This is a genomic window from Megalodesulfovibrio paquesii, assembly GCF_054653055.1.
Genome location: NZ_BAAIGQ010000007.1, coordinates 1 through 23,429 on the forward strand (window position 1 = coordinate 1; position 23,429 = coordinate 23,429).

The window sequence follows — 23,429 nt, forward strand, 5'->3', positions numbered from 1 at the left end:
CCAGGGCGTGCCCCTGGCCTATCCTGTGGTGTTTGACGGCAAGACCGTGGACAGCCTGACCATGCGCCGGCCCACGGTCAAGGACATGCTGGCCGTGGAATCCCTGGGCAGTGAGCAGCAGCGCGAGCTGCATCTCTTTGCCAGCCTGTGCGACGTCAATCCCGAGTGTTTGGAGCTCTTGGACCTGGCCGACTATGGCCAGCTGCAGGAGGTGTTCAGCGGTTTTTTGCGGCGTCCTGCCGCGGCCCGGACGTCGCAGCCCAGCTCCGCGCCGCCTGCCTGAGGCTGGCCGCGGCCACGGGCTGGAGCCGGGCGGAGCTCCTGGCCCTGACCCTGGAAGAACTGGCCGCCTGGCTCACGGCCCTGGCCACCCTCGACCCCATCCCCACCCGCACGTAGGACCCCATGAGCAAGCTCGCCGTCTCCCTCCTCATCGGGGCTGCCCTGGCCGGCAGCTTCGGCTCCACCCTCGGCCAGGCCAAGCGCGGCCTAGCCGGGCTGGGCAAGGAGCTGGGCGACGGGCTGGAAAAAGGTCTGGCCAAGGCCCGCCTGGGCCAGACCCTGGCCAAGGATCTGCAAGCTGCCCAGCGGCGCATCAATGAAGTGCAGGGCGCGGCCAGCCGGGCCTTGCAGCCCAACCCGCGCATCAAGACCGAACTGGCCGCGGCGCATTTGGCGTATCGCAAGGTCTCGGAAGAAGCCAAAAAGTACAACTTCACCCTGACCGACGGCGCGCGGGACGCGGCCCGGTTTGCGGCGGAGGAACGCAAGCTGGGTCAGGCCATGCAGGCCCACGCCCGCATGGGCCAAGCCCTGGCGGCCCGGGATGCGGTGACTGAACGCCGGGGCGAGTTGCGGGGGCAGATGCTGGGCGCGGTGGGCATGGGGTTGACCCTGGCCGCGCCGGTGCGGGTGGCCGCCAATTTGAAGCATCCATGGCCAGGGTCGGTGCGGTGGGCAAGCTCGATCTGGCGGGTGAGGAGTTCAGGCGTCTGACAGCCACGGCCCGGGAGCTGGGGGCCACCACGGCCTGGAGCGCCTCGGAAGCCGCAGGTGGCATGCAGTATCTGGCCATGGCCGGATTCAAGGCCAACGACATAATTGCCGCCATGCCCGGCATGCTGGATTTGGCGACAGCCGGCAATATTGATCTGGCCCAGGCTGCGGATATCGCCTCCAATATTCTGTCCGGGTTTGGTTTGCCGGCCGAGCGGATGGGATACCTGGGCGATGTGATGACCAACACCTTCACGTCCAGTAATACCTCGCTCGCGATGCTGGGCGATACCATGAAGTATGTGGCCCCGGTGGCCAAAAGTCTCGGGGTGGGGGTAGAGACTGTGGCGGCCATGGCCGGCAAGCTGGGGGACGTGGGTATCCAGGGCTCTGAGGCTGGTACGGCAATGCGGGCCATGTACGCCCGTCTGGCCTCGCCGCCCAAGGAAGCCGCGAAAATGATGCAGCGGCTGGGCGTACATGCCAAAGATGCCAAAGGCAACCTGCGGGATATGCCGACCATCCTGGCGGAAATGAACGCCGCCATGACCAAGCGGGGCCTGGGGACGGCCCAGCGCGCGGATGTGCTTTCCACCATATTCGGCGTGGAAGCCCTGGCTGCGGCCACGGAACTGATGAACAAGTCCAGTTCCGGAGAGCTGCAGGCGTTTATCGAACAAATCAAGGAGGAAGGGGCCGCGGCCGAAGTAGCCCGCAAGCAGCAGGAAACGCTGATGGGGCAGTTTAAGGCCTTGGGGAGCGCCACGGAGTCCCTGGCGATCAGCATTGGCAATGTGCTTGCGCCGGTGGTGCGGGGGGCGACTGCGATCCTGACCAGAGCGGCCAGCGCTGTGGACACCTTTGCCAATGCGCATCCTGAACTGACCAAGGTGGTTGTGGGCGCGGTAGCAGGACTGATGGCCTTCAAGGTGGCTTCAATCGGCCTTGGCTACGCCCTGACCTTTGTCACCGGCCCCTTGCATTCGCTGCGCGCGGGCCTCGCCCTGTTGCAGACCATGCGCCTGGCCTCGGCCGCCGGGGGGCTGTCTTCCCTGACCCGAGCTGTGCCGGCGCTGGGGTCTGTCGGGGCAGCGCTCTCCGGTCTTAAGGCCGGGCTCCTGGCGCTGAGTCCTGCGCTCCTGCCGGTGCTCGCCTTGGCGGGGCTTGGGTACCTGGTCTACCAACACTGGGGACCGCTCAAGAGTTTTTTTCAGGGTGTCTGGCAAGGCCTGAAGGATGAGGCTGGTCCAGCCCTCGAGAGCGTGGGCAAGGCGCTCTCTGCTTGGGGGGAGGCCTTGGCCCCGGTCAAGAGCGCGTTTTCCAGTGTGACCAATTTCCTGGGTGATCTTTTTGGTGGACCAGCGAATATGCAGGCCTCGGAAGGAGCGCGGACCTGGGGGCAGGCCGTGGGGCAGACCCTGGGCGCAGCCATCTCGGGGTGGGTGAATCTCATCGACTGGGGTGTGTATGCGGTGTTCAGTGTCGTGCAGGGCATCCAGGATGCCTGGGCCGGAGTGGGGCGATTTTTTAGCGGGCTGGGCAAAAGTGTAACCGGCATGTGGGATTCGGCCCTGGCCAGTCTGGCAGGGGTACCCGGGAAGATTGAGACCTCACTGGGCCAGGCGCTGCAGTACCTCTCCACCCTGGACCTGTCCGGGGCCGGGCGGCGGCTGATCGATACCTTTATTTCGGGCATCACCAGTATGGGGGGGGCGGCCTATGACGCCGTCAAGGGCGTGCTGTCCAAAATTCCAAGCTTATTCAATCGATCTGATGCCAAGGAAGGGCCACTCTCCAACGTGACGCACCAGGGCGGCATGCTTGTGCGCACCCTGGGTGCCGGCATCCAGGGTGCCGGGGCCGGGCCGCTGGTGGATCCCCTGGGGCAACACCTGGGCGCGGTTGCAGCGCTCCTTGACCCCGCGTCAGGTGGTGCAATGGGGGCGGCGACTGGTGATGCGGCGGGCAGCGGCGCAGCCGTGCCGGCTGGCCCGGGAGCAGCCGGCGGGGCAGGAAGCCCCGGCGGCCTGACCATCCACTATGCCCCGCAGATCACCGTGCAGAGCTCGGGACAGGGCACGGGACAGGACGCGGCCGGAGGCCTGGCCCAGGCCCTGGCGCAAGACAAGGAGGCCCTGGCCCGGCTGATCCGGGAGCTGCTCCACCAGGAGCGGAGGCTGTCCTATGCCTAGCACCTACACCACCCAGCAGGGGGACATGTGGGACCTGGTCGCCTTCCGGCTCTGGGGCCGGGAGACGCTCTTCCATCATCTGCTGGCCGCCAACCCGGCCCACCGCGAGGCCGTGGTCTTCGGGCCGGGGGTGGTGCTCACGGTGCCCGAGCTGCCGGCCGGCACCCAACTGACCACGGCGGACACCCGCCCGCCATGGCGGCGGTAGGAGGCGGCGGTGAGCGACTTTTCCTTTTCCAAATCCGAAGGGACCACGCCTGCCACCGGCAGCCGGGAGCCGTTTTCCTTTTCGGCCTCCGAGCGGGCGGACGCCGTGCCCGTGGCCGCGCCGCAGCAGACGCCCGAAGGCAACCCTTCGGCTTCATCCACTTCTTCCACGGCGTCCACCCAAACGTCCACCCAATGGGAGGGGGCGCGGGGGAACTCAGTTCCCCCGTCCTTTCCTTCCACTTCTTTATCCCGCCACGCCGTCCTGTCCCTCATGGCCCAGGCCTCGGCATCCAAGACGGACCTGGCGGACGTCAGTCAGGACGTGGCCCCGTACTGCCTGTCCGTGACCTACACGGACAACGCCCACGGCCAGGCCGATGATCTGCAGCTGGAATTCGAGGATCGGGACCACGCCTGGGCCATGGGCTGGATGCCCGACAAGGGCGACCGCCTGCGCGCGGCCATCCAGTGCCGCAACTGGTTTGCGGACGGGGACAGCCTGGAGCTTGCCTGCGGCAGCTTCACCATCGACCAGATTGATTTGAGCGGCCCGCCGGATGTGGTCCGGGTGCGGGCCGTGTCCGCGGCGGTGGATACGCCGCTCAGGCGCGAGGCCAAAAGCCGGGCCTGGGAGCACGCATCCCTGAAGACCGTGGCCGGGGATCTGGCCACGGAACATGGGCTCGCCCTGCACTATGAGGGGGACGAATGCGCCTTTGTGCGCCTGGACCAGCGCCAGGAAAGCGACCTGGCCCTGATCAAGCGCGTGGCCGAGCGCCAGGGGCTGACGGTCAAGGTCTGCGAAGACCGGCTGGTGATCCGGTCGGCCAAAGAGGCCGACGCCCAGCCGCCCAGCCTGGCCATTGCCCGCGGGGTGACGGCCGTGAGCCGCTTCCAGTTTTCCACGCAATCCTCCGAAACCTACGGCGACGCCTCGTGCGACTACTGGGAGCCCGAGGAAAAGGCCCTCAAGTCCGCAGGCTGCGCCCCGGAACGGGCCGAAACAGACAAACAGGTGGGCCATACGCTCAAGATCAACACGCGGGTGGAGAGCCAGGCCGAGGCCGAGCGCGTGGCGGCCAACGAACTGCGCCAGGCCAATCAGAAAGAATGGACGGGCAGCCTGGACCTGATGGGCGACCCGCGCCTGTACGCCGGCCTGGTGGTGCAGGTCCAGGGCTGGGGGCGCTTTGACGGCGCCTGGATGGTGGAGACGGCCACGCACACCCTGAACCGATCCGCCGGCTACACCACCTCCATCTCCATCCGCAAAACGCTCAACTATTGAGGCTATCATGCTGGGCACCTTGATGGACGCATTGCACCGCCAGCGGGGCGAGACCAACCACGTCATCCGCATTGGTCTGGTGGTGGGCCTGGAGCCGGCCCGGCACCGGGTGCGGGTGCAGATGCAGGATCAGGACGGCCTGGTCACGCACACCGTGCCCGTGCTCTGCCGCAAGGCCACGGCGGACCAGGACGCCTGGCTGCCCGACGTGGGCGACCAGGGCGTGATCCTGTCCCTGCCGTATGGCCAGGAACAGGGCGTCTACCTGGGCTCCATCTTTTCCGGGCCGGACCCGGTGCCGGCCCTGGCCGCGGCGGGCGGGGCGGACGTCCAGGAACGGGCCTTCAAGGACGGTTCAAGAACCGGGTATGACCGCCGGTCCCACCGGCTGTTTCGGCACGTCCAGGGTGCTGCGGAGGGTGGCGGTATTGACGAGCAGCTGCAGGGCGACCTGTGCACCCTGCGCATTGTTGAAGGAAACCTGCTCATCAAATTGAAGGAAGAAAAACAGCTGCCCACGGAACCGCCGGAACCACCGGCAGCCGAGGACTGGCGGGCGCTCAAGGGCGAGGGCTACGTGGTGATCGAGGCCCCGCGGATGATCGTCCTGAACGCCCCGCAGGTGCTGATCATGGGGGCCATGTCCCAGGCCGCCTTTCGCAAAGATTTGCTGGAGGAAGGCATCTGGTCGGAAAAGATTGATGACGGCGGGGGTGGGCAATGAACGTCGGCAGCCTGGGCAGCGTGGCCTTTGAGGTTTCCAGCGAGACCATCCGCACCTGGGAAGCCTGTTCCCGGGAACGCAAGGTGCAGTTTGCCGAGCATGCCGTGGTGGACGGCAAGGCCCGGCTGCAGTGGCTGGGCTACGGCCTGGAAACGTCCCGGCTGGACATCCTGCTCTGCGCCCCCTGGTGCGACCCCGCCGAGGAGCTGCAACACCTGCGCGGCCTGCAGGACGGCGGCGCGCCGCACTATCTGGTGCTGGGGGGCGAGCTGTGGGGGCGCTATGTCCTGGAGAGCCTGTCCGAGACCCGCCTGCGCACGGATGGCCGGGGCCGCCCTCAGGTGCTGCGGGTGAACCTGTCTCTGAAGGAACACCATTAAGATGGGCATGGAAACGACGCTTATCCTGCGCAGCCGGCCCGAGGCGCTGCTCATCGGGGCCACGGGCGTGGAAGATATCATGCAGTGCGTGCAGCTGATCATCCTGACCCATCTGGGCAGCGTGGTCCTGGACCGCACCTTTGCCGGGGACGGCAGCTACATCGACCAGCCCGGCCCCATGGGCGCGGCGCGGGCCATGGCCAGCCTGGCAGAGGCCATCGAGCGCCATGAACCGCGGGTGCGGGTCAAACGCATCGAGCTGCCCGCGGACCAGGCCGCCAATGCTGACGGCGCGTTTTTTCCCGTGGTCACCATCACCATCAAGGCAGGGGCGCTATGAGCGAGCTCATGTTCGTGGATACGGACCCCAGCCGGGTGCAGGCCGAGGTCATGGCCGCCTATGAACTGGCCGCGGGCAAGACGCTCTATCCCGGCGACCCCGTGCGCCTGTTCCTGGAGAGCGTGGCCTACACCCTGTCGCACCAGCGCTTTTTGATCGACTGGACGGCCAAGCAGAATCTGGTCCGGTACGCCTCGGGGCCGTACCTGGACGCCCTGGGCGAGCTGCTGCAGACGGTGCGCCTGCCGTCCCAGCCGGCCCGGACCACCCTGCGCTACAGCCTGGTGGCTCCCCTGGAATGGGCCGTGGCCGTGCCGGCGGGGGCGCGGGCCGTGGCCGGCAATGGCGCGGATGCGGCCGTGTTTGTGCTGGCCGAAACGCTGGTCATCGCCCCCGGCCAGCTGGCCGCCGAAGGCGTGGCCACCTGCAGCGCGGCCGGCGCGGTGGGCAACGGCTTTGTGCCGGGGCAGATCAACAAGATGGTGGAACCCATCGCCTACGTGGACCGCGTGGCCAACGTCACCCCGTCCTACGGCGGCTGCGATGGCGAGTCTGACGACCATTTCCGGGTCCGCGTCCAGCTGGCCCCGGAGGCCCTGGGCATCTGCGGCCCGGCCGAGGCCTACCGCTACCACGCCCTGTCCGCTCACCAGGGGGTGACGGACGTGGCCGTGGTCTCGCCCTCGCCGGGCCAGGTGGACGTCTATCCCCTGTGCGGCGGGGCGCTGCCCGCGGCCGAGGTCATCGCGGCCATTGCCGCGGCCCTGAACCGTGAGGACGTCCGGCCGCTGACGGACATCGTCCAGGTGTGCACGCCCGTGGCCGTGGCCTATGGCGTGGCGGCCACCTGGTGGCTGGACCCGGCCCAGGCGGCCCAGGCCGGGACCATCACGGCCCGCGTGGCCCAGGCGGCCCAGGAGTACGTCACCTGGCAGGCTGCGAAGCTTGGGCGGGACCTGAACCCCAGCCGCTTGACGGCGCTCTTGATGGACGCCGGGGCCACGCGGGTGGAGGTGACCAGTCCCGCCCCCCGCGCCCTGGCCGCCTGGGAGGTGGCCCAGGTGGATGAGATGCAAGTGGTCTTCGGAGGGATGGAAGCATGACGCCTGCCGTCAAGACCTCCATCAGAGAGTTGGCCCTTGCGGACCTGCTGCCCGGCTCCATCGCCGCGGACCCGACCATCCAGACCTCGGCCGCGGCCGTGCAGGGCGAGCTGGCCGGGGTGACTGCGGCCATTGACCTGCTGGACATTTATGCGGACCTGTCCGGCTATGCCCAGCGCCTGGGCGGCCAGGTCCTCGACGCCGTGGCCTGGGGCTGGCACGTGGATTTGTATGACCTGCTGGAGTCCACCCCGGAACGCCTGGAGGTCACGCGGCGGTTTGTGGAATTCCACCGCCTCAAGGGCACCAAGGCCGGCCTGGCCCTCTATTTCCGCACCTTCCTGAAACGTAACTTGCTCGCCGCCTCGCCGCCCACCAAGAGCTATCTGGGCGGCAGCCTGACGGCGGACGAGCGGGCCGCCTGGCTGGCCCCGCATCCGGAAGTGCGGGTCTACCCGTACCGGCATGCCGGGGTGGCCGTGGGGGCGCATGTGGGGGACACGTTCGGATATGGCCGGGCGCGGTTCCTGGCGCGGGGCGATGCCCTGTTGCGCATCGGCGATCAGGTGACGCTGTATGATCCCAAAACGGCACGGGAAACGCCCCTGCACAGCCTGCAGACCGAGCGCCAGCGCCTGGAGCGCCAGGCCACGCGCACGGTGCAGGTGGCCTTGCCGGGCGATGCCGGGCGCGGAGACAGCCGTGGCCGCGCCGTCATGTGCGGCGGGCTGCTCCATGGCTTCCTGGCAAACTTGGACGCCGCATCACGCTACTACCTGCTGGAGCAGGCCGCGCCGTATGCCGATGAGCTGGACCGCCGCCGGGCGCTGGCCGTGCAGCCCTCCCTGGAGCCCGTGCGGGTGGGCTACGAGCTGGTGGCCCAGCCCGGCCACCGCAGCCAGGTGGTCTTCCTGGGCAATCGCTGGACAGACGTCTTTCCCGACAAGGGCGGGGCCTGCCTGGCCAGGTGCTTTCCCCACGCCAGCCGCGCCGCGGACCGCATCTACCGGCGCACCAGGCTCTTCGACCCGGCCCGCAACGCCTTCCCGGCCCGCGACGCCTCCCTGTTCCTGGGGGCCTTCCGCCTGGGCGGCTTCCCGGCGCATCACGGGGAGGCCGCCGTGGACCTGCTCCGGCCGCAGTCCCGCCACGTGGCCTTTGTGGGCCGCCATTTTTCCGGCCGGCGCTTCCTGGCCACCGTGGACGCCCAGGGCTGGATTGACCGCATGCGCCGCGTGGGCCGCGAGGCCGTGCGCCTCTCGGACAAAATTGACGTCCGTATCACCAACCGCCGCACCGTGACCTGCAGCGCCAGCCTCAAGGCCGGCGCGACGGTGGTGGGCGAGCGACAACTGGAGGTTGTCTAACATGCCATCCCGATTCGTTGTCTTCCGGGACCGCCAGGAGTTCCAGGCCGCTGATTTGAATAACACCCAGACCTTCATGGATGAGATGCACCAGCATCTGGTCATGGACGCCATCACCGCCGAGCGCATGTTCGTCGGGCTGACCGTTTCCAAGAAGAGCGCCACGGAGCTGGACATGGCCGCCGGCCGCCTCTGGGACGGCCAGGCCGGCATCATCTACCGCAAGGATCAGGCCGAGACCATCAGCATTTTCAGCCACCTGCCCCTGCAGGATTCCCGCTGGCTGACCCTGTCCGTCATCGGCCAGGAGGTGGAAACCGACCTGCAGCCGCGGGATTTCCTCATCGATCTGCAAAGCGGCCAGACCGAGCCCAGCGTGGTGGCCATGGAGCGCGCCCGGACCATCGCCGTGCTGGTCACGCCGGGCCTGGAGTCCACGGACCCGCAGCAGCCCGTGGCGCCCATGGGCTACACCGAGGTGGCCGCCGTGCTCCTCACTGTCTCGGGCATTCAGGAGGTGCGCATTGCGGACAACACCCGGCTCATGCGCCTCTTCGACGTCTGGCAGAGCACGTTGGCCAACGCCGCCTGGATTGCCGAGGCCGGCCCCAAACTGGCCGCCATCATGAGCGACCTGGCCGCCCTGGCCGCCCTGATCAAGAGCCAGTCCACCAGCCCCCTGCTGGCCCAGCTGGCCGCCGAAGTGGCCGTGATCCGGGACAAGCTGGCGCTCCCGGCCACGTTCATGGAGTATGAGGCGGATAATTTCCTGGTCAAGGACGAATCCGACACCACCAATCCCGAGTTCCACGCCCTGGTGCAGATGGGGGCGCGCTTCCCCTGGGCCGGGGAAACCGAGATGCAGCTGGCCCCCTTCAACCCCAACGATACGAGCGTCAAGGACCACAACGGCCTGATCCTGCCGGCCTACGAGGTGGTGCCCCGCGTGCAGCTGACGGGCCAATCCGGCAGCCTGGCGCTCAGCCAGTACCAGTTCCAGACCGTGACCACCCGCCAGTGCACGCGCACCCGGCGGCGCATCGAGTACTCGCCCACGTGGCAATCTTGTACCAATGGTCAGTACTGGGCCGAGGTGGATCAGGCGCGGGTGGTCGAAGAGGTCTTTGAAGGCGCGGTGCCCGCGGGCGTCACCCTGGGCGATGCCACCTACATGGAGGCCTGGGGCGCGGGCGGCGCGCCGGGCCATGAGCTGACCCAGGGCCGGCAGGTCTGGGTGCACACCTGGCAGGAGCAGTACACGGTCATCGATTCGGTGACCGAAAGCGTCAACGGCTCGACCAACGCCCAGACCTTCCTGAACAGCTCCAACGGCTGGCTGACCGGCGTGGGCCTGACCTTCACGGCCAAGGCCTCCACCGGCCCGGTCTATCTCTATCTGATGGACACCCTGAACGGCCTGCCCAACCACCACCGGACCATCGGCCGGGCCGTGGTCCAGCCCGAGGCCATCAAGCTCGGCAGCGAGACGCGTTTCGAGTTCGCCGAACCCGTGTACCTGCAAAACGGCCGGCGCTACGCCCTGGTGCTGGTCACCGGCGGCAACCATTATGTGGCCCTGGTCTCGGGCACCCAGTACAGCCAAGGCACGCTGTTTTATTCCACCGATGGCGAATACTTCCAGGGCGACTTCACCAAGGATCTGATGTTCTCCTTGTATTATGCCCAGTTCAAGAACCCGCGCACGGTGCTGGACCTGACCCCGGTCTCCCTGTCCGACGGCATCGCCGTCTTTTCCTTGCTGCACGAGGCCATCGTGCCCGACGCCACGGACCTGACCCTGGAATACCAGGCCAGCGGTAGTGCCGAATGGGTGCGCCTGGTGGACGGCACCACCGACGGCCTCTTGGGCCTGCCGGCCATGTGCCGGCTGCGGGCCGTGTTCAATGGCTCTTCCGACGTCATGCCGGCCTTGGGCTGCTCCGGCAGCAAGCTGCGGGCCAGGCGCGCCGGGACCTCCTTCCGGCACATTTCCACCGAACGGGCGCTGACCCAACCCAGCGCGGAAATCCAGGTCATCCTGCGTCTGGAGGGTTGGGACGCGGCCAAGCACACCTGCGAGGTCAAACTGCGCAGTGGCGCGGAAACCTACACCGGCACGGTGCAGGATCAGGCCCTGGACGCCACCACCATCCGCCGCACCGTGACCTTCACCCCCACCTCTCCGGAAGTCCCGGACGGCATCGCCTCCTACAAGATCCAGATCGAAGGCACCACCACCACGCCCCTGAGCTGCTTCCACGTGGCCCAGCGCATGGACGTGGCGCTGTAGGAGGCCGCAATGACGCTGGACCTGGAAAAATTCGTCTTCATCGACGGCAAGACGCCCCTCAGTGCCGAGGAACTGAACCGGCGCTTTTACAGCCTGGTCCGCCGGCTCCATGAGCTGGAGCAGCTCAAGGTGGACTGGGAGGCCGCCGTGGCCGAGCTGCAAAACGCCGGCCTGGAACGCATCAACTCCGCCGTCATCCCCCTGGTGGACGATCTGGCCGCGGACCTGGACGCCCTCATCGAGGTGGGCAACGCCAACCTGGAGGCCTGGAACGGCACCGTGACCGATTCCCTGGCCGCCTGGGGCGCGGCCGTGGACGCCAAGCTGGCCGAGGTGGACGCCGCCCAGGCCCAGCTGACGGCGGACCTGGCCGCGGCCATTGCCCAGGCCCAGGCCGATGTGGCCGCCTGCGTGGACCAGGCCCGGCAGGACGTGGCCGTCGCCGTGGCCACTGCCGAAGCCGCCGCCACGGCACTGGCCGCCATCCTGCCCGCCGGCGCGGTGCTGGCCTTCGCCATGGCCGCCGCGCCGGCGGGCTGGCTCAAATGCAACGGCGCGGCCATCAGCCGCACCACCTATGCCGCCCTGTTCGCGGCCATCGGCACGGTATTCGGCGCGGGCGACGGCTCCACCACCTTCAATCTGCCGGACCTGCGCGGCGAGTTCGTGCGCGGCTGGGATGACGGGCGCGGGGCCGACGCCGGGCGCACGCTGGGCAGCGCCCAGGCCTCGGCCAACCTCTCGCACTCCCATGGAGTGAATGATCCATCACACCGGCACACCACCAACTACAGCGGCTACAACCCCGGCAGCACCCCCGCCAACCAGGTGATGACCAGCGTCGGCAACTATTTGTTCGGCGTCAACAGTGTCAGCGAATTCAGCGTCACCGGCATCTCCATTGCGGCCAACGGCGCGTCCGAGGCCAGGCCCCGCAACATCGCGCTGCTGTACTGCGTGAAATACTGAGGAAACGGCACAAAAGAAACGGCTCTCGGGGGAACACCGTCCCCCCGAACCCCCCGGATAGGGGGGGAAGGAAAGGCAAGTGTTGTGCGTGAACCCATAGTTGGAAGGGGTTTGGGGAAACTCAGTTTCCCCAAGAAACTCTTAAAAAGGAGCCTCTTGTGATCGTGTACCAATTAGACGCCGCCGGCTACTACCTCGGCGAGGCGGTGGCCGACGAATCGCCCCTGGAGCCTGGCGTATGGCTCATCCCGGCCGGCTGTGTGGAAACACCCCCGCCGGCCATCCCTGAGGGCCAGCGGGCGCGCTGGGAGGCCGGGGAAGCCGGGGAGAATGGGGAGGCCGGCGGGGCCTGGATCCTGGAGGCCATTCCAGAGCCGGAGCCAGAGCCCGACACGACCGAGCCCGAACCCATGGACCGCTCGCGCATCCTGACGCGGGTCGAATTCATCCGCCGCCTGTCGCCCCAGGAATGGGCCACGGCCAAAACCAGCAGCCTCCCGGAAGTGATGTACTTCACGGACCTGGTTCTAGCGGCCGCGGAAATCGACCTGGACGACGCCCAAACCCAGGCCGGCCTGGCTGTGGCCGTACAGGCCGGGGTGCTGACCAGCGAGCGGGCCGCACAGGTGCTGGCATGAGGTGAGATGAGTTGCGGGCGTTAACAGCGCGTTAACGCCCGCCAAAACGGAGGCGCAGGCGGGGTGGTGACACACCCCACCGGCCCGGTGCGACAACACCGGACCACGGCCGAGGCCGCTGCGCCATGCGGAGTCCAGAGCGTACCCCCGGACGCCGCATGGGTAGCAGGCCCAAGGCCCAACAATCAAGCAGGGATATGGACCAAATCCGATGCGGACAGTGCAATAAACTCTTGGCCAAAGGCGAAGCCCTGAACCTCGCCATCAAATGCCCCCGCTGCGGGGCCATGAATCACGTGCGGGCCGCGAGCCCCAGGCAAGAGGCCCGAGAGGCTCCAACGGGAGCAGGCAAGTGCGGATGATCTTTGACAATGGCAAAGTGTTTCAAGGAGAGGCGGTCACGGTGTTGCGGGACCTGCCGGCGGCCTCGGTGGATGCCGTGGTGACAGACCCGCCGTATTCCAGCGGCGGCACCCATGCGAGCGCCCGGCGGCGTGATCCGGCGACGAAATATCAAAACACCGGGACTGCCAAGAGCTACCCAGCCATGCTGGGCGACAGCAAAGACCAGCGCAGTTACGCCCTGTGGGCCACGCTCTGGCTGGCAGAGTGCTGGCGCATCGCCCGGCCTGGCGCACCCTTGCTTATGTTCACGGACTGGCGGCAACTGCCCCTGGCCTCGGACGTGGTCCAGGCCGCGGGTTGGGAATGGCGCGGCCTGGTTATCTGGCACAAACCCAGCGCCCGCCCCATGCTCGGGGAGTTCAGACGGGACGCCGAATATGTGGTGTATGCGGTCAAGCCGCCGTTTCAGCGGGTGCACGATCGCTGCCTGCCCGGCATCTTCCGCCACGCGGTCAACACCGCCGCCAAGGTGCACCTGACCAGCAAACCCATCCCGCTCATCAAGGATCTGCTAGCTGTAACGCCCGAGGGCGGCACCGTCCTGGACCCGTTCCTGGGCGGCGGCACCACGGCCCTGGCCTGCATCGAGACCGGCAGGCAGTTCGTGGGCGTGGAGCTGTCACCAGAGTACGCAGCCCTGGCGGCAGACCGGATCAGACAGGCGGAAGAGGGGATGGGAAACTGAGCAAACACCATGCCGTGCATAATCCATCCCGCAACAGGAGGTGATAAAAGCACGTGCAGGTTGTGATAAAAGCAATCGCTGGCGTACAATGTCCCGCCTGCGCCAAATCCCCCGCTAGCTCACATGTGGATCAGTCTCCTATAACAAATTTAAGACTAAAATTGTCTGGAATTGGCAAGGGCAGCCCACCACAAAAAAAGCGGTTGCAGAATTATTCTGCAACCGCTTGAAATATCTGGTCGGAGCGACACGATTCGAACGTGCGACCCCCTGCTCCCAAGGCAGGTGCGCTACCAGGCTGCGCTACGCTCCGATGCGAAGCGACACTATGTACGCGATCTCGGCTGCGGGCGCAAGGGCGGGGATGGACTTTGCCGCCGCGGGGCTGGCAAAAGGTTGCGGGCGGAAACAGGTCATGGGGGGTCGCCGTGTCCGTGCCGGCGCAGCATGGGCCGGATGCGTTCTGCCAGCTGCCGGCCGTTTTCGCCCGGCAGGTGCTCGAGTTCCAGCAGCAGGGCGTCCACGTCCGCCGGCAGATCGGGAAAGACGCCGTCCCACTGCGGGTCGATGCGCTGGATGCGTTCTTCCAGTGTGGGATGGCTGGCCAAAAGACGCTCGAACAGGCGCGGCGGGCCGGCATGGAAAAAAATGTAGGGCACGGAGGCTGCCAGCGGGGAACGCAACCTCCCGGCGCCGGGTTGGCCGCCGAGGCGTTGCAGCAGGGAGGAGAGCGCCCCTGGCGCACGGGTGCACTGCACGGCAAAGGCGTCGGCCAGATACTCCTGTTGCCGGCAGACCGCCGCCTGAATCATGCCGCCCAGCGCCCACCCCAGCCAACCCGGGACCATCAGCAACACCCCCAGGAAGGCCAGGGGCAGGACCACCTGGTTCTCGTCAGGCGCGCTCTCCTGCCGGGGGGATGGCCTGCTGGCTGCCAGCAGGGTGCGGCCCAACAGGCTGAGCGCCATGAGGCCGTGCACCACGCCCAGGAGCCGGGTGTGCAGTTGCATGTCACCATGCAGGACGTGGCTCATTTCGTGACCGGCCAGGGCCTGCAGTTCGTCGCGGGAAAGACGTTCCATGGCCCCGCGGGTGATGCCCATGACCGCCCATTCGATGCTGGTGCCGGCGGCAAAGGCATTAAGGCCCTGTTCCCGATCCAGCACCCAGACCCCTGGTGGAGGCGCGCCGCAGGCGGCGGCCATCTCGGCCACCACATTGAGCAGCCTGCGCTCAAGAGGGGCCGTGGTATGCAAGGGGATCCTGCGCCCACCGAGCATGCGGGCCACCGTCTCGCCTCCGCCGCGTCGCAGTCTGCGGGTGGCGCGCCAGGAGGAACACGCGATGCCGCCGCAAATCAGGCCGGCGCCGCCGCCAAGCACCCAGGGCAGCAGGGGCCGCTGTTGGGGATCGGTCAGCAGCGAGGGCCAGAACACCAGACACCCGAGCAGGGTCGCCACCGCAACGGCCAGGGCCACAACGCCCATGGCCAGGACAAAGTAGAACACCAGGCTGCCAGTCTGCCGGCGGGCTTCCTCCTGGGCTTCGAACATGTCCATGCTCGTCTCTCCGGGGGCTTAGCGCAGGCGCGTGTCCGGCGCGTGCTCAATGGAACGATCGGCAAAGTCCAGATAGGGGATGTCGGTAAACCCCATGGGGCCGGCCACCAGATTGTTGGGGAACCGGCCGCGGCAGATGTTGAATTGGCGGATGGCGTCGTTGGTGTGCTGGCGGGCGAAGGCGATGCGGTTTTCGGTGGTGCGCAGTTCTTCCATGAGATCCAGTGCCGGCCGGTCCGCCCGGAGTTGGGGATAGCCCTCCAGCAGGGCTACGAGGGCGATCATGCTGTTGGTCAGGCGGGATTCGGCCTCGGACACGGAATGCAACTCCTCCTGCCGCAGGCGGCGCACCCCGGCAAGGGCCTCTCCGGCCAGGGTTCTGGCGTGGGCGACGGCTTCCAGGGTGGCGCGCTCATGGGCCATGTAGCCTTTGACCGTTTCCAACAGCGCCGGGATCAGGTCATGCCTGCGTTTGAGCTGCACGTCGATTTGGGAAAAGGCGTTGCACACGGTCTGCCGCAGGCGCACGAGGCGGTTGTAAACCATGATGCAGCCGAGGATGTCCAGCAACAGAAAAAGCGCCAGCCCGGCCAGAAGCAAGGAAATCCAGTCGGTTGAAGCAAATGCTGGGCTGGCTGCGGCCTCTACCATCCGCCCCCCCCTCCGCCGCCTCCGCCGCCGCCGGAAGAGCCACCGCCCCCGCTGCCGGAGCTGGATCCCGGCGCCGTGGACGACGAGGAGATGGCCGAGCTGAAGGCGCTGGCAAAGGAGGTGGCAAAGCCGGCGCCCATGGCGGCGCTGTGAAAACGCGTGCCCGTGTACCAGACGGGGTGGTAGTCGCTGTCGTATCGGCCAGCCGCGGCCATGGCCTGGCTGAAGCGCTCGCCCCATTGCTTTTCCACATCCAGGGCCATGGCATAGGGGAAGTGTTTTTCGAACACATCCGGGGTGATGGTCACTGGCTGCATCAGTTCCAGCCGCGGCCCTTCGGTGACGGAGAGGAAGAGCTTGTAGCCTTCGATGGCGTCCATGAGTGCGCGTCCTTCCTGGGTGGGGGCCTTGAGCAGTTCATGGAACAGGCAGTGCAGGCCGGCCATGAGCAGCAGGCACAAGGCCGCCAGGGGGCTGGTGGCGTAGGCCAGGGCGCCCAGCCCGAAGAGCTCGCCGGCAACAAAGGGAATGCTGAAAAGTGACATGAACAGGGCAGAACCGTACGAACGGTTGCGCCAGGACGAGATGGCCGTGCGCAGGAGGAAATACACGCCCAGACTCCAGAAGCTCAGCCAGAGGGACATGAACCCGGCCATGGCCGGCTCCCGGGCCGAAAGGGCCACAATGCCCAGGACCACCAGAGAAAGCAGGATGCCGGGGATAAGATACCTGGAATTCTTGAAGAAGTGCAGCTTCTCGTGTTGCAGCAGCAGCCGGGTTTCCAGGGCCTTTTGGGCGGCGGAGAATTCCTTGTGATTCTCTTGTTTGGCCTTGATGCTGGCGCGGGAGCCCAGGAGCTTGTCCAGCAGGGTTTGCTCGTCGGGCGTCAGGGGGGTGCGGCCGCCGGTGGTTTTGGTCAGCACAAACTCCTTGCCATCTTCGTCGATGCGCAGGCGGCCCTTTTGCGCCAGGCTGACAATGGCCGTGGCAAAGGTTTTGTTGTCCGCGCCCATGCGCATGAGCAGCCGCACCGAGGCGGGGGAGAGGCCCTGGGGGGCGCTGTACTGCGGATAAATCGTCCCTTTGGCAGGGTCGCGACCAACACGCAACCAAGTGATATAGTAATATATAAGCAAAGCGAGCACGCCCAGCAGCCCCACGGCCGCAGCCAGGTTGCCGGAAAGAAAACGCCCTGCCCGTTCCGCCTGGGTTGGCTCGGCGACAAAGCCCTTGGGCCAGGCCACGGCCACGGTCAACCCTTCGCGCGCGGCCAGGGGCCGGGTGGTGGCAACGTGCACGCGGCCGTCCGAAAATTCCTCCACCGCAAAGTCCTGTCCCTGGCTGCCCTGGTACCCGGTGTAGGCGGCCAGCTGGGTCACGGGTGCGCCGGAGGGCAGGGTGATCAGCGCCTCGGCCGATTCGATGGCAAAGTCCCAGCCATTGCCGGTCACGTTCCAGTACAGTTCATCGTACGTATCAAAGAATCCCAGCTGCCAGCGGGTGGAGTAGGTGATGGTGTAGGTGTGCGGGCCGGGCTTCAGGAAGGTGCTTTCCTTGCCGAGGTACAGGCGGATACCGTTGCCCTGGGGCTTGGTATGCCAGCTTTCCGGCGCGCCATCGCGCAGGACGCCGATGACGTTGAAGGGAACCTCCAGGCTGTTGCCAAGACGGTCCGTGTACAGGGTGGGGAAGTCGCGATAAATGCCGCGCTTGATCTTGTCCCCCATGGCCACCACGTGGATGGTTTCGGCGACGGTGATGGTGCCGTCCCTGGCCACGCGGATTTCGCTGAGAAAAGAGGTGATGCGTTCCTGCTCGGCAAAGGCAAGGTTGGGGCAGCAGCACAGCAGGGGCAGAATGAGCAGCAGCAGACGGAGGATCATGCGGGGGCTCCTTGCAAGGCAGAGGTCCTGAACGGCCGGCGGATCAATTGAAGCGCACCTGGGGGGTTGCGCGGTCGGCGGGGTCTTCCAGCTCAAAGAACTGCCCCCGGGCAAAGCCGAACATGCCGGCCACAATGCTGCTGGGAAAGCTCTCCACCCGGATGTTCTGGTCGCGCACGGTGCCGTTGTAATAGCGGCGTGCGTTTTGCAAATCGTCCTCCACCTGGGCCAGGGCGGTTTGCAGTTCGCGGAAGTTGGCATCGGCCTTGAGCTGGGGATAGTTTTCGGCCACGGCGAAGAGCCTGCCCAGCGCCTGCCCGAGCATGCCCTCGGAGGCGGCCAGTTCCTCGCGGGTGTGCGCCTGCTGCGATTGCGCGCGCCATTTGGTCACGGCGTCGAGGGTTTCGCGTTCGTGGGCCGCATATCCCTTCACGGTCTCCACAAGATTGGGGATCAGGTCGCTCCGCTTTTTGAGCTGGACATCCACACCGCTGAAGGCTTCCTCCATCATATTCCGTCCGCGGACCAATGCGTTGTACACGGCCACGCCATACAGGGCGATGAGGATGAGGAAGGCAAGAAATCCAAGGAAGTAGAGCATGGGCTGGTCTCCATGTCGGCACGAGGGGGAGGGGTATTTCCGTCAACATATCCGGAAATTGCGTCGCCGTCCAAAAGATTTGGCAATCCTGCCTGAGGGTACGGGCAAAATGTCACCCAAATGTAATCCAGTTGACGTTTGGTCCTGCTTCAGCGAAGTAATAACGATACGTTGTTCCCTCGAATCACGACGTCTATCCGCCTACTCAAGGAGCCCGACATGAAGAAGATTGTGCTGCTGCTGTGCCTCATGCTTGCCTGGAGCGCCACAGCCCAGGCCGAGACCCTTAAGCTGCTGACCTGGAAGGGCTATGCCCCCCAGGCTCTGGTGGAAAAGTTCCAGAAAGAAACCGGCATCACCGTTGAAGTGACCTACTCCAATAACGAGGAAATGGTTGCCAAACTGCGGGCCACCCGCGGCGCCGGCTTCGACCTGGCCCAGCCCAGCCAGGACCGCATCTCTTCCGTGCAGGCGGAATTCAGCATCTACCAGCCCATGGATTACTCCAAGCTGGAAGCTGATCTCTTCATCACCTCCATGCTGGACGCCGTGAAGAAAAACACCCTGGTGGATGGCAAATCCTACGCCGCGCCCTTCTGCTGGGGCACCTCCGGCCTGGTGGTGAACAGCGAAAAGGCCAAAGGCGCCGACGACTGGAACGCCTTGATCGACCCCGCCCACAAGGGCCGCATCAGCTACCGCCTGAAGCGGCCCACGCTCATCGCCATGGGCTATGCCCTGGGCTTTGATCCCTTTGCCCTGTACGCCGATGAAGCCGGCTACCAGAAGATGCTGGACGCCGTGACCGAAAAGCTCATCGCCGCCAAGCCCCTGGTGAAGACCTACTGGACCAACGGCGACGCCCTGCTGGAAAGCGTTCGCTCCGGCGAAGTGTACGTGGCCGAGGCCTGGGACAACGGCGGCTTCAAGCTGCATGCCGAAAATCCGGCCATCGATTTCGTGGCCCCCAAGCAGGGCGCCCTGGGCTGGATCGACACCTTCGCCATTCCGGCCAAGGCCGAGAACGTGGCTGCTGCCTACAAGTGGATCAACTTCATGATGAAGCCTGAAAACGCGGGCTACTTCACCACCGAAGAAAAGACCCCCACCGCCTCCAAGGATGGCATCAAACACGTGGCCCCCGAAGTGCGCGCCGACTTTGAGCGCTGCTTCCCCCAGGCAGTGGTGGACAATATCAAGTGGTACCCGCCTGTTCCCGTGAAGCTGGAGTCCATGGAAGGCCTGGCCCTGGACAAGATCAAGGCCGCCAATTAGGACAAACATTCCGTTCGGGTGCGTTGAGGAGAGAGCCGGCAGCTGCCGGCTTTCTCCTCAACCCCGCTTCTGTCCTGGTGTGCACGCAGTTGCGGTAGAATCATGTGCCTTGCGAACCAAGTGGCCCGATAGCCCCGCTGCCCGGCCATGCCAACCCCCTGCGCAGGAGACCGCGCCACCCGCCATGAACATCGATCTTTCCGTCCAGGGGCTTGTCAAGGAATTCACCACCTTTACCGCTGTGGACAACCTGAATTTCGAGGTCCCGTCCGGCTCCTTTTTTTCCATCCTCGGCCCTTCGGGCTGTGGCAAGACCACCCTCCTGCGCATGGTGGCCGGGTTTGAGACCCCCACCTCCGGCCGCATTGCCATCCGTGGCAAGGACATGGCCGGCGTGCCCCCGAACCGCCGTCCGGTGAATCTCGTCTTCCAGCATCTGGCCCTGTTCCCGATGATGAACGTGGCCGAGAACATCGCCTTTGGCCTCAGGCAGCGCAAGACGCCGGGCCAGGAAATCCGCCGCCGCACGGACGAGGTGCTGGAACGCGTGGGCCTGCCCGGCTTCGGACAAAAGCGCGTGCAGCAGCTTTCCGGCGGCCAGCGCCAGCGCGTGGCCATTGCCCGCTGCCTGGTGCTGGAGCCCTCGGTGCTTCTGCTGGACGAGCCCCTGGGCGCGCTGGATCTCAAGCTGCGCGAGCAGATGAAGGTTGAGCTCAAGACCCTGCAGGCCAAGGTCGGCACCACCTTCATCTATATCACCCACGACCAGAGCGAGGCCCTGGTGATGTCCGACGCCGTGGCCGTGATGCACCGCGGCCGCTTTGAACAGCTGGGCACCCCGCAGGAACTCTATCACTCCCCGCGCACGCCCTTTGTGGCCCGTTTTGTGGGCGAGGCCAACGAATGGGCCGGCGAGGTCGCGTCCCGCGAGGGCGAGGCCGTCACCTTCCGCACCGACGACGGCTTCACTTTTGCCGCCCGCACCGGGGATACCTCGCTGGCTGCCGGGCAACGGGCCAGCCTGTTCCTGCGGCCCGAAGCCATGCGCATCGACCCCCAGCCCGCCGAGGGCGAGGATTGGGAAGGGCACGACCGGTTCAACACCTTTGCCGTCACCGTCAAATCCATCCTTTTCGACGGCGCCAACAGCCGCCTGCTCACGGCCACGCCCCGTGACCGCGAGCTGATGGTGGCCCTGCCGCAGAACCGCCGCTTCGACCATATCCGCCCTGGCCAGACCGTCACCGTGGGCTGGCGGCCGGACGTGGGGCTGTGTTTTGCGGCGGAAGGGAGCGCGGCATGAAATCCTCCCGCCTGGCCTTGTGGCTGTTTTTGGCTCCGGTGCTCGTCTGGCTGGGACTGCTTATCGTCCTGCCGCATGTGGATCTGTTTCTCATGAGCCTCAAAAGCCGTTCCGGCGCATCCTGGACCCTGGAGAACTACCGCAATTTCTTCGTGGAGCCCATCTACTGGAACACCTTTGTCCGCACGGCCATTTATTCGGTCATCACCATGCTGATCACCCTGGTGCTGGGCCTGCCCGTGGCGTTCTTCATTGCCAAGGTAGCCCGGCCGCGGGTGCAGGGGGCGCTGCTGGTGCTGCTGATGCTGCCGTTCTGGGTCAGCGAACTGGTGCGCGTCTACGGCTGGATGATCCTGCTGCGCGAATCCGGGGTGCTGAACTTCTTTCTGCGCAAGCTGGGACTGCTGCATACGCCGGTGGAGATGTTGTACAACGACGCCACCATGATCATGGGACTGGTGTACAGCGCCATGCTCTTTATGGTGGTGCCACTGGTCTCTGTGATGGAGAGTCTGGACAACAGTCTGGTGGAAGCTGCCTATGACCTTGGCGGCAGCAAACGGGACATCTGGCTGAAGATCATCATCCCGCACTGCAAGCCGGGCATCACCTCGGGCTGCATCGTGGTCTTCATGCTCACCCTGGGCAATTACCTTACGCCCAACCTCATGGGCGGCAAGAATTCCTTGTGGTTCACGGAGCAGATTTACAACCAGTTCATCGCCAGCTTCAACTGGAACCAGGGCGCAGCCTTTGGCTTTCTGCTGCTGCTGCTCAGTTCGCTCATCATCTGGGTGGGCCTGAAGGTGACCCGGCAGACCCTGGGCGAGGTGGCGTCATGATCCGCACCCTGCCATCCTCCCGCGGCTACCGCTGGGGGTACTCGACGTTTATCGGCCTGTACTTTTTCTTTTTGTTCGCGCCACTGTGCGTCACCTGCGTGCTGGCGTTCAACAATTCGGATTTCCCCTCCCTGCCCTGGGGCGGCTTTTCCTGGGACTGGTTTGTTGCCAATGGCCCGGGCAGGGTGGGGATTTTTCATGATTCCCAGAACCTGCGCGCCCTGTGGACCAGCTTCCACACGGCCTTCTGGGTTTCCCTGGCCTGCACGGCTGTGGGCACCTGCGCGGCCTTTCTCTTTGAGCAGGAACGATTCCCCGGCAGGCAATTTCTGTATTTTCTGATGCTTGCGCCGCTGGTTATCCCCGGCGTCATCCTGGGCATCTCCATTCTGGTGGCGGCCAACACCGTGGGCATGTTTTTGGAAGACACGTTTGGCATTGATGTCGCCATCCTGCGGCCGAGTTTCTGGCTGGTGGTGCTGGGGCAGTTCGCCTTCATCACCACCTTTGTGACGCTGGTGGTCTCGGCCCGGCTGCGCAAGTTCGACCGCTCCCTGGAGGAGGCGGCCCTGAACCTCGGGGCCACGCGCCTGGGCGTCATCTGGCACATCACCCTGCGCTATCTGCGGCCGGCCATCATCAACTCCGCGGCTGTGGCCTTTCTGATGAGCTTCGAGAACTTCAACACCACGCTCTTCCTCGTCGGCTCCCAGCCCACCTTGCCCATCAATCTCTACCTCCAGGTTCGCGACGGCAGCACCCCGGTCATCAATGCCATCTCCCTGTTGATGATCCTTGGCACGGCCGTGCTGGTGCTGGGCAGCCTGGCCAGCCGCAAAAAGGACGCCTGATGGCGCAGTTGCCACCTCTTCCCTTCCGCTTTGGCCCGGTCTGTGCCCACCGCGGCGGCAGCGCCGTGGCTCCGGAGAACACGCTGTGCGCCGCGGCCAAAGGCCTGGCCCTGGGAGCGGACAGCTGGGAACTGGATGTCCAGCGCACGGCGGACGGCCAACTGGTCGTCTTTCATGATGATACCCTGGGCCGGACCACGGACGTAGCCGCCCGGCCCGAGTTTGCCAGCCGAGCGCCCTGGCCGGTGCATCACTTCACCCTGGCCGAGCTGCAGTCCCTGGACGCCGGCGGCTGGTTCCTGCAGGCCGATCCCAAGGGCGGCATCGCCGCGGGGGCAGTGCCGGAGGCAGACTATCCGGCCATCGCCGCAGCCCGCATCCCCACCCTGAAGGAGGCGCTGACCTGGACCAAGGCGCAGGGATTTCCGGTGAATGTGGAAATCAAGGACCACGCCGGCCAGCCCGGCGACGACACGGTCACCGCCGAGGTTCTGGAAGCCATCGCTACGGCCGGCTGCCAGGAGCTGACCCTGCTGTCTTCCTTCCGCCACGAGTACCTGATCCAGGCCCGCGCCCTCTGTCCGGCGTTGGTCCCGGCCCTGCCTTTGGCAGCCCTGGTGGAGGACAGGCATCCCGATGATCTCATCCCCTACCTGCTGCGCCTTGGCGTGGCCGCCTACCATCCCGACGATGAACTGACCGATGCGCCCTTGATCCGCGCCCTGCACGAGGCCGGCCTGCGCGTGCATATCTGGACCGTCAACGATCCGGAACGCGCCCGCGAACTGCTGGCCGCCGGCGCGGACGCCCTGATCACCGACTGGCCGCAACGCATGAAGGCGCTGGCGGAAACAGGCGCGTAGGCGTGGAGGCGCAT

Annotated in this window: 24 protein-coding genes and 1 tRNA gene; 20 read left to right on the forward strand and 5 right to left on the reverse strand. The window is 66.0% G+C overall.

Annotation, left to right across the window (positions count from 1 at the left end; translation table 11 throughout):
- The 15 genes from ACYQ00_RS16430 to ACYQ00_RS16500 form a co-directional block, all read left to right on the forward strand.
- The coding region (locus tag ACYQ00_RS16430; RefSeq protein WP_460033180.1) for a phage tail assembly protein at positions 1-283 on the forward strand (283 nt) is incomplete at its 5' end.
- A 122-nt stretch (positions 284-405) separates the two neighbouring features.
- Positions 406-996 carry a hypothetical protein gene (locus tag ACYQ00_RS16435; RefSeq protein ID WP_460033181.1) on the forward strand — a complete coding sequence of 197 codons (591 nt, stop codon included), beginning with the start codon at positions 406-408 and terminating at the stop codon, positions 994-996.
- Complete coding sequence (locus ACYQ00_RS16440) at positions 936-3,188, forward strand: phage tail tape measure protein (RefSeq protein ID WP_460033182.1); 2,253 nt, start codon at positions 936-938, stop codon at positions 3,186-3,188. Before ACYQ00_RS16435 ends, ACYQ00_RS16440 begins: the two co-directional genes overlap by 61 nt.
- Positions 3,181-3,396, forward strand: coding sequence for a tail protein X (locus ACYQ00_RS16445; RefSeq protein ID WP_460032480.1), 216 nt, complete (start codon positions 3,181-3,183; stop codon positions 3,394-3,396). Before ACYQ00_RS16440 ends, ACYQ00_RS16445 begins: the two co-directional genes overlap by 8 nt.
- Before the next feature lie 9 nt (positions 3,397-3,405).
- A complete protein-coding gene (locus ACYQ00_RS16450; RefSeq protein WP_460032479.1) occupies positions 3,406-4,686 on the forward strand; it encodes a phage late control D family protein in 1,281 nt (426 codons plus the stop codon).
- Between the two features lie 7 nt (positions 4,687-4,693).
- The gene (locus tag ACYQ00_RS16455) at positions 4,694-5,410 is read left to right on the forward strand and encodes a phage baseplate assembly protein V (RefSeq protein ID WP_460032478.1); all 717 of its coding nucleotides are present in this window, start codon (positions 4,694-4,696) and stop codon (positions 5,408-5,410) included.
- Complete coding sequence (locus ACYQ00_RS16460; RefSeq protein ID WP_460032477.1) at positions 5,407-5,790, forward strand: phage tail protein; 384 nt, start codon at positions 5,407-5,409, stop codon at positions 5,788-5,790. The genes ACYQ00_RS16455 and ACYQ00_RS16460 overlap by 4 nt, the downstream gene beginning before the upstream one ends.
- Before the next feature lies 1 nt (position 5,791).
- Positions 5,792-6,130 (forward strand): GPW/gp25 family protein, encoded by a 339-nt coding sequence (locus ACYQ00_RS16465; protein WP_460032476.1) that lies wholly within the window; start codon positions 5,792-5,794, stop codon positions 6,128-6,130.
- Positions 6,127-7,233, forward strand: a complete 1,107-nt coding sequence (locus ACYQ00_RS16470) for a baseplate assembly protein (protein ID WP_460032475.1) — start codon at positions 6,127-6,129, stop codon at positions 7,231-7,233. Before ACYQ00_RS16465 ends, ACYQ00_RS16470 begins: the two co-directional genes overlap by 4 nt.
- A complete protein-coding gene (locus ACYQ00_RS16475) occupies positions 7,230-8,600 on the forward strand; it encodes a phage tail protein (protein ID WP_460032474.1) in 1,371 nt (456 codons plus the stop codon). The genes ACYQ00_RS16470 and ACYQ00_RS16475 overlap by 4 nt, the downstream gene beginning before the upstream one ends.
- Before the next feature lies 1 nt (position 8,601).
- Positions 8,602-10,890, forward strand: a complete 2,289-nt coding sequence (locus ACYQ00_RS16480; RefSeq protein WP_460032473.1) for a hypothetical protein — start codon at positions 8,602-8,604, stop codon at positions 10,888-10,890.
- A gap of 9 nt (positions 10,891-10,899) precedes the next feature.
- A complete protein-coding gene (locus ACYQ00_RS16485; RefSeq protein WP_460032472.1) occupies positions 10,900-11,859 on the forward strand; it encodes a tail fiber protein in 960 nt (319 codons plus the stop codon).
- Between the two features lie 158 nt (positions 11,860-12,017).
- Complete coding sequence (locus ACYQ00_RS16490; RefSeq protein WP_460032471.1) at positions 12,018-12,497, forward strand: hypothetical protein; 480 nt, start codon at positions 12,018-12,020, stop codon at positions 12,495-12,497.
- Between the two features lie 197 nt (positions 12,498-12,694).
- The gene (locus ACYQ00_RS16495; RefSeq protein ID WP_460032546.1) at positions 12,695-12,859 is read left to right on the forward strand and encodes a Com family DNA-binding transcriptional regulator; all 165 of its coding nucleotides are present in this window, start codon (positions 12,695-12,697) and stop codon (positions 12,857-12,859) included.
- Positions 12,856-13,587: a DNA-methyltransferase gene (locus ACYQ00_RS16500; RefSeq protein ID WP_460032469.1), complete on the forward strand. Its 732-nt coding sequence runs from the start codon at positions 12,856-12,858 to the stop codon at positions 13,585-13,587. Before ACYQ00_RS16495 ends, ACYQ00_RS16500 begins: the two co-directional genes overlap by 4 nt.
- A gap of 236 nt (positions 13,588-13,823) precedes the next feature.
- Here the strand turns inward: ACYQ00_RS16500 and ACYQ00_RS16505 are convergent.
- From ACYQ00_RS16505 to ACYQ00_RS16525, 5 genes are all read right to left on the reverse strand, one after another.
- A tRNA-Pro gene (locus ACYQ00_RS16505) sits at positions 13,824-13,900 on the reverse strand.
- Positions 13,901-14,000: 100 nt separating this feature from the next.
- Complete coding sequence (locus tag ACYQ00_RS16510) at positions 14,001-15,146, reverse strand: M48 family metalloprotease (RefSeq protein ID WP_460033183.1); 1,146 nt, start codon at positions 15,144-15,146, stop codon at positions 14,001-14,003.
- Between the two features lie 18 nt (positions 15,147-15,164).
- A complete protein-coding gene (locus ACYQ00_RS16515) occupies positions 15,165-15,797 on the reverse strand; it encodes a LemA family protein (RefSeq protein WP_460033184.1) in 633 nt (210 codons plus the stop codon).
- Positions 15,791-17,680: a DUF2207 domain-containing protein gene (locus tag ACYQ00_RS16520; protein ID WP_460033185.1), complete on the reverse strand. Its 1,890-nt coding sequence runs from the start codon at positions 17,678-17,680 to the stop codon at positions 15,791-15,793. Before ACYQ00_RS16520 ends, ACYQ00_RS16515 begins: the two co-directional genes overlap by 7 nt.
- Before the next feature lie 43 nt (positions 17,681-17,723).
- Positions 17,724-18,281: a LemA family protein gene (locus ACYQ00_RS16525; RefSeq protein WP_460033186.1), complete on the reverse strand. Its 558-nt coding sequence runs from the start codon at positions 18,279-18,281 to the stop codon at positions 17,724-17,726.
- Positions 18,282-18,500: 219 nt separating this feature from the next.
- Here ACYQ00_RS16525 and ACYQ00_RS16530 point away from each other — a divergent pair, with 219 nt between their 5' ends.
- The 5 genes from ACYQ00_RS16530 to ACYQ00_RS16550 all read left to right on the forward strand — a co-directional run bounded on the left by ACYQ00_RS16530 (position 18,501) and on the right by ACYQ00_RS16550 (position 23,415).
- On the forward strand, positions 18,501-19,556 hold the full coding sequence (locus ACYQ00_RS16530; RefSeq protein ID WP_460033187.1) for an extracellular solute-binding protein: 1,056 nt from the start codon (positions 18,501-18,503) through the stop codon (positions 19,554-19,556).
- Positions 19,557-19,740: 184 nt separating this feature from the next.
- On the forward strand, positions 19,741-20,859 hold the full coding sequence (locus ACYQ00_RS16535) for an ABC transporter ATP-binding protein (protein WP_460033188.1): 1,119 nt from the start codon (positions 19,741-19,743) through the stop codon (positions 20,857-20,859).
- On the forward strand, positions 20,856-21,701 hold the full coding sequence (locus ACYQ00_RS16540) for an ABC transporter permease (RefSeq protein WP_460033189.1): 846 nt from the start codon (positions 20,856-20,858) through the stop codon (positions 21,699-21,701). The genes ACYQ00_RS16535 and ACYQ00_RS16540 overlap by 4 nt, the downstream gene beginning before the upstream one ends.
- The gene (locus ACYQ00_RS16545) at positions 21,698-22,552 is read left to right on the forward strand and encodes an ABC transporter permease (RefSeq protein ID WP_460033190.1); all 855 of its coding nucleotides are present in this window, start codon (positions 21,698-21,700) and stop codon (positions 22,550-22,552) included. Before ACYQ00_RS16540 ends, ACYQ00_RS16545 begins: the two co-directional genes overlap by 4 nt.
- Entirely contained in the window at positions 22,552-23,415 is an 864-nt protein-coding gene (locus ACYQ00_RS16550; RefSeq protein ID WP_460033191.1) for a glycerophosphodiester phosphodiesterase, read from the forward strand. Before ACYQ00_RS16545 ends, ACYQ00_RS16550 begins: the two co-directional genes overlap by 1 nt.
- Positions 23,416-23,429: the final 14 nt, after the last annotated feature.

What these genes read in the sequence shown, in the direction of transcription:
- ACYQ00_RS16510 (WP_460033183.1), bottom strand. Translation starts at nt 15,146, where the DNA reads ATGGACATGTTCGAAGCCCAGGAGGAAGCCCGCCGGCAGACTGGCAGC.
- ACYQ00_RS16540 (WP_460033189.1), top strand. Translation starts at nt 20,856, where the DNA reads ATGAAATCCTCCCGCCTGGCCTTGTGGCTGTTTTTGGCTCCGGTGCTC.
- ACYQ00_RS16465 (WP_460032476.1), top strand. Translation starts at nt 5,792, where the DNA reads ATGGGCATGGAAACGACGCTTATCCTGCGCAGCCGGCCCGAGGCGCTG.
- ACYQ00_RS16520 (WP_460033185.1), bottom strand. Translation starts at nt 17,680, where the DNA reads ATGATCCTCCGTCTGCTGCTGCTCATTCTGCCCCTGCTGTGCTGCTGC.
- ACYQ00_RS16535 (WP_460033188.1), top strand. Translation starts at nt 19,741, where the DNA reads ATGAACATCGATCTTTCCGTCCAGGGGCTTGTCAAGGAATTCACCACC.
- ACYQ00_RS16530 (WP_460033187.1), top strand. Translation starts at nt 18,501, where the DNA reads ATGAAGAAGATTGTGCTGCTGCTGTGCCTCATGCTTGCCTGGAGCGCC.
- ACYQ00_RS16475 (WP_460032474.1), top strand. Translation starts at nt 7,230, where the DNA reads ATGACGCCTGCCGTCAAGACCTCCATCAGAGAGTTGGCCCTTGCGGAC.
- ACYQ00_RS16515 (WP_460033184.1), bottom strand. Translation starts at nt 15,797, where the DNA reads ATGGTAGAGGCCGCAGCCAGCCCAGCATTTGCTTCAACCGACTGGATT.
- ACYQ00_RS16495 (WP_460032546.1), top strand. Translation starts at nt 12,695, where the DNA reads ATGGACCAAATCCGATGCGGACAGTGCAATAAACTCTTGGCCAAAGGC.
- ACYQ00_RS16445 (WP_460032480.1), top strand. Translation starts at nt 3,181, where the DNA reads ATGCCTAGCACCTACACCACCCAGCAGGGGGACATGTGGGACCTGGTC.
- ACYQ00_RS16470 (WP_460032475.1), top strand. Translation starts at nt 6,127, where the DNA reads ATGAGCGAGCTCATGTTCGTGGATACGGACCCCAGCCGGGTGCAGGCC.
- ACYQ00_RS16545 (WP_460033190.1), top strand. Translation starts at nt 21,698, where the DNA reads ATGATCCGCACCCTGCCATCCTCCCGCGGCTACCGCTGGGGGTACTCG.
- ACYQ00_RS16485 (WP_460032472.1), top strand. Translation starts at nt 10,900, where the DNA reads ATGACGCTGGACCTGGAAAAATTCGTCTTCATCGACGGCAAGACGCCC.
- ACYQ00_RS16455 (WP_460032478.1), top strand. Translation starts at nt 4,694, where the DNA reads ATGCTGGGCACCTTGATGGACGCATTGCACCGCCAGCGGGGCGAGACC.
- ACYQ00_RS16460 (WP_460032477.1), top strand. Translation starts at nt 5,407, where the DNA reads ATGAACGTCGGCAGCCTGGGCAGCGTGGCCTTTGAGGTTTCCAGCGAG.
- ACYQ00_RS16500 (WP_460032469.1), top strand. Translation starts at nt 12,856, where the DNA reads ATGATCTTTGACAATGGCAAAGTGTTTCAAGGAGAGGCGGTCACGGTG.
- ACYQ00_RS16435 (WP_460033181.1), top strand. Translation starts at nt 406, where the DNA reads ATGAGCAAGCTCGCCGTCTCCCTCCTCATCGGGGCTGCCCTGGCCGGC.
- ACYQ00_RS16440 (WP_460033182.1), top strand. Translation starts at nt 936, where the DNA reads ATGGCCAGGGTCGGTGCGGTGGGCAAGCTCGATCTGGCGGGTGAGGAG.
- ACYQ00_RS16525 (WP_460033186.1), bottom strand. Translation starts at nt 18,281, where the DNA reads ATGCTCTACTTCCTTGGATTTCTTGCCTTCCTCATCCTCATCGCCCTG.
- ACYQ00_RS16550 (WP_460033191.1), top strand. Translation starts at nt 22,552, where the DNA reads ATGGCGCAGTTGCCACCTCTTCCCTTCCGCTTTGGCCCGGTCTGTGCC.
- ACYQ00_RS16480 (WP_460032473.1), top strand. Translation starts at nt 8,602, where the DNA reads ATGCCATCCCGATTCGTTGTCTTCCGGGACCGCCAGGAGTTCCAGGCC.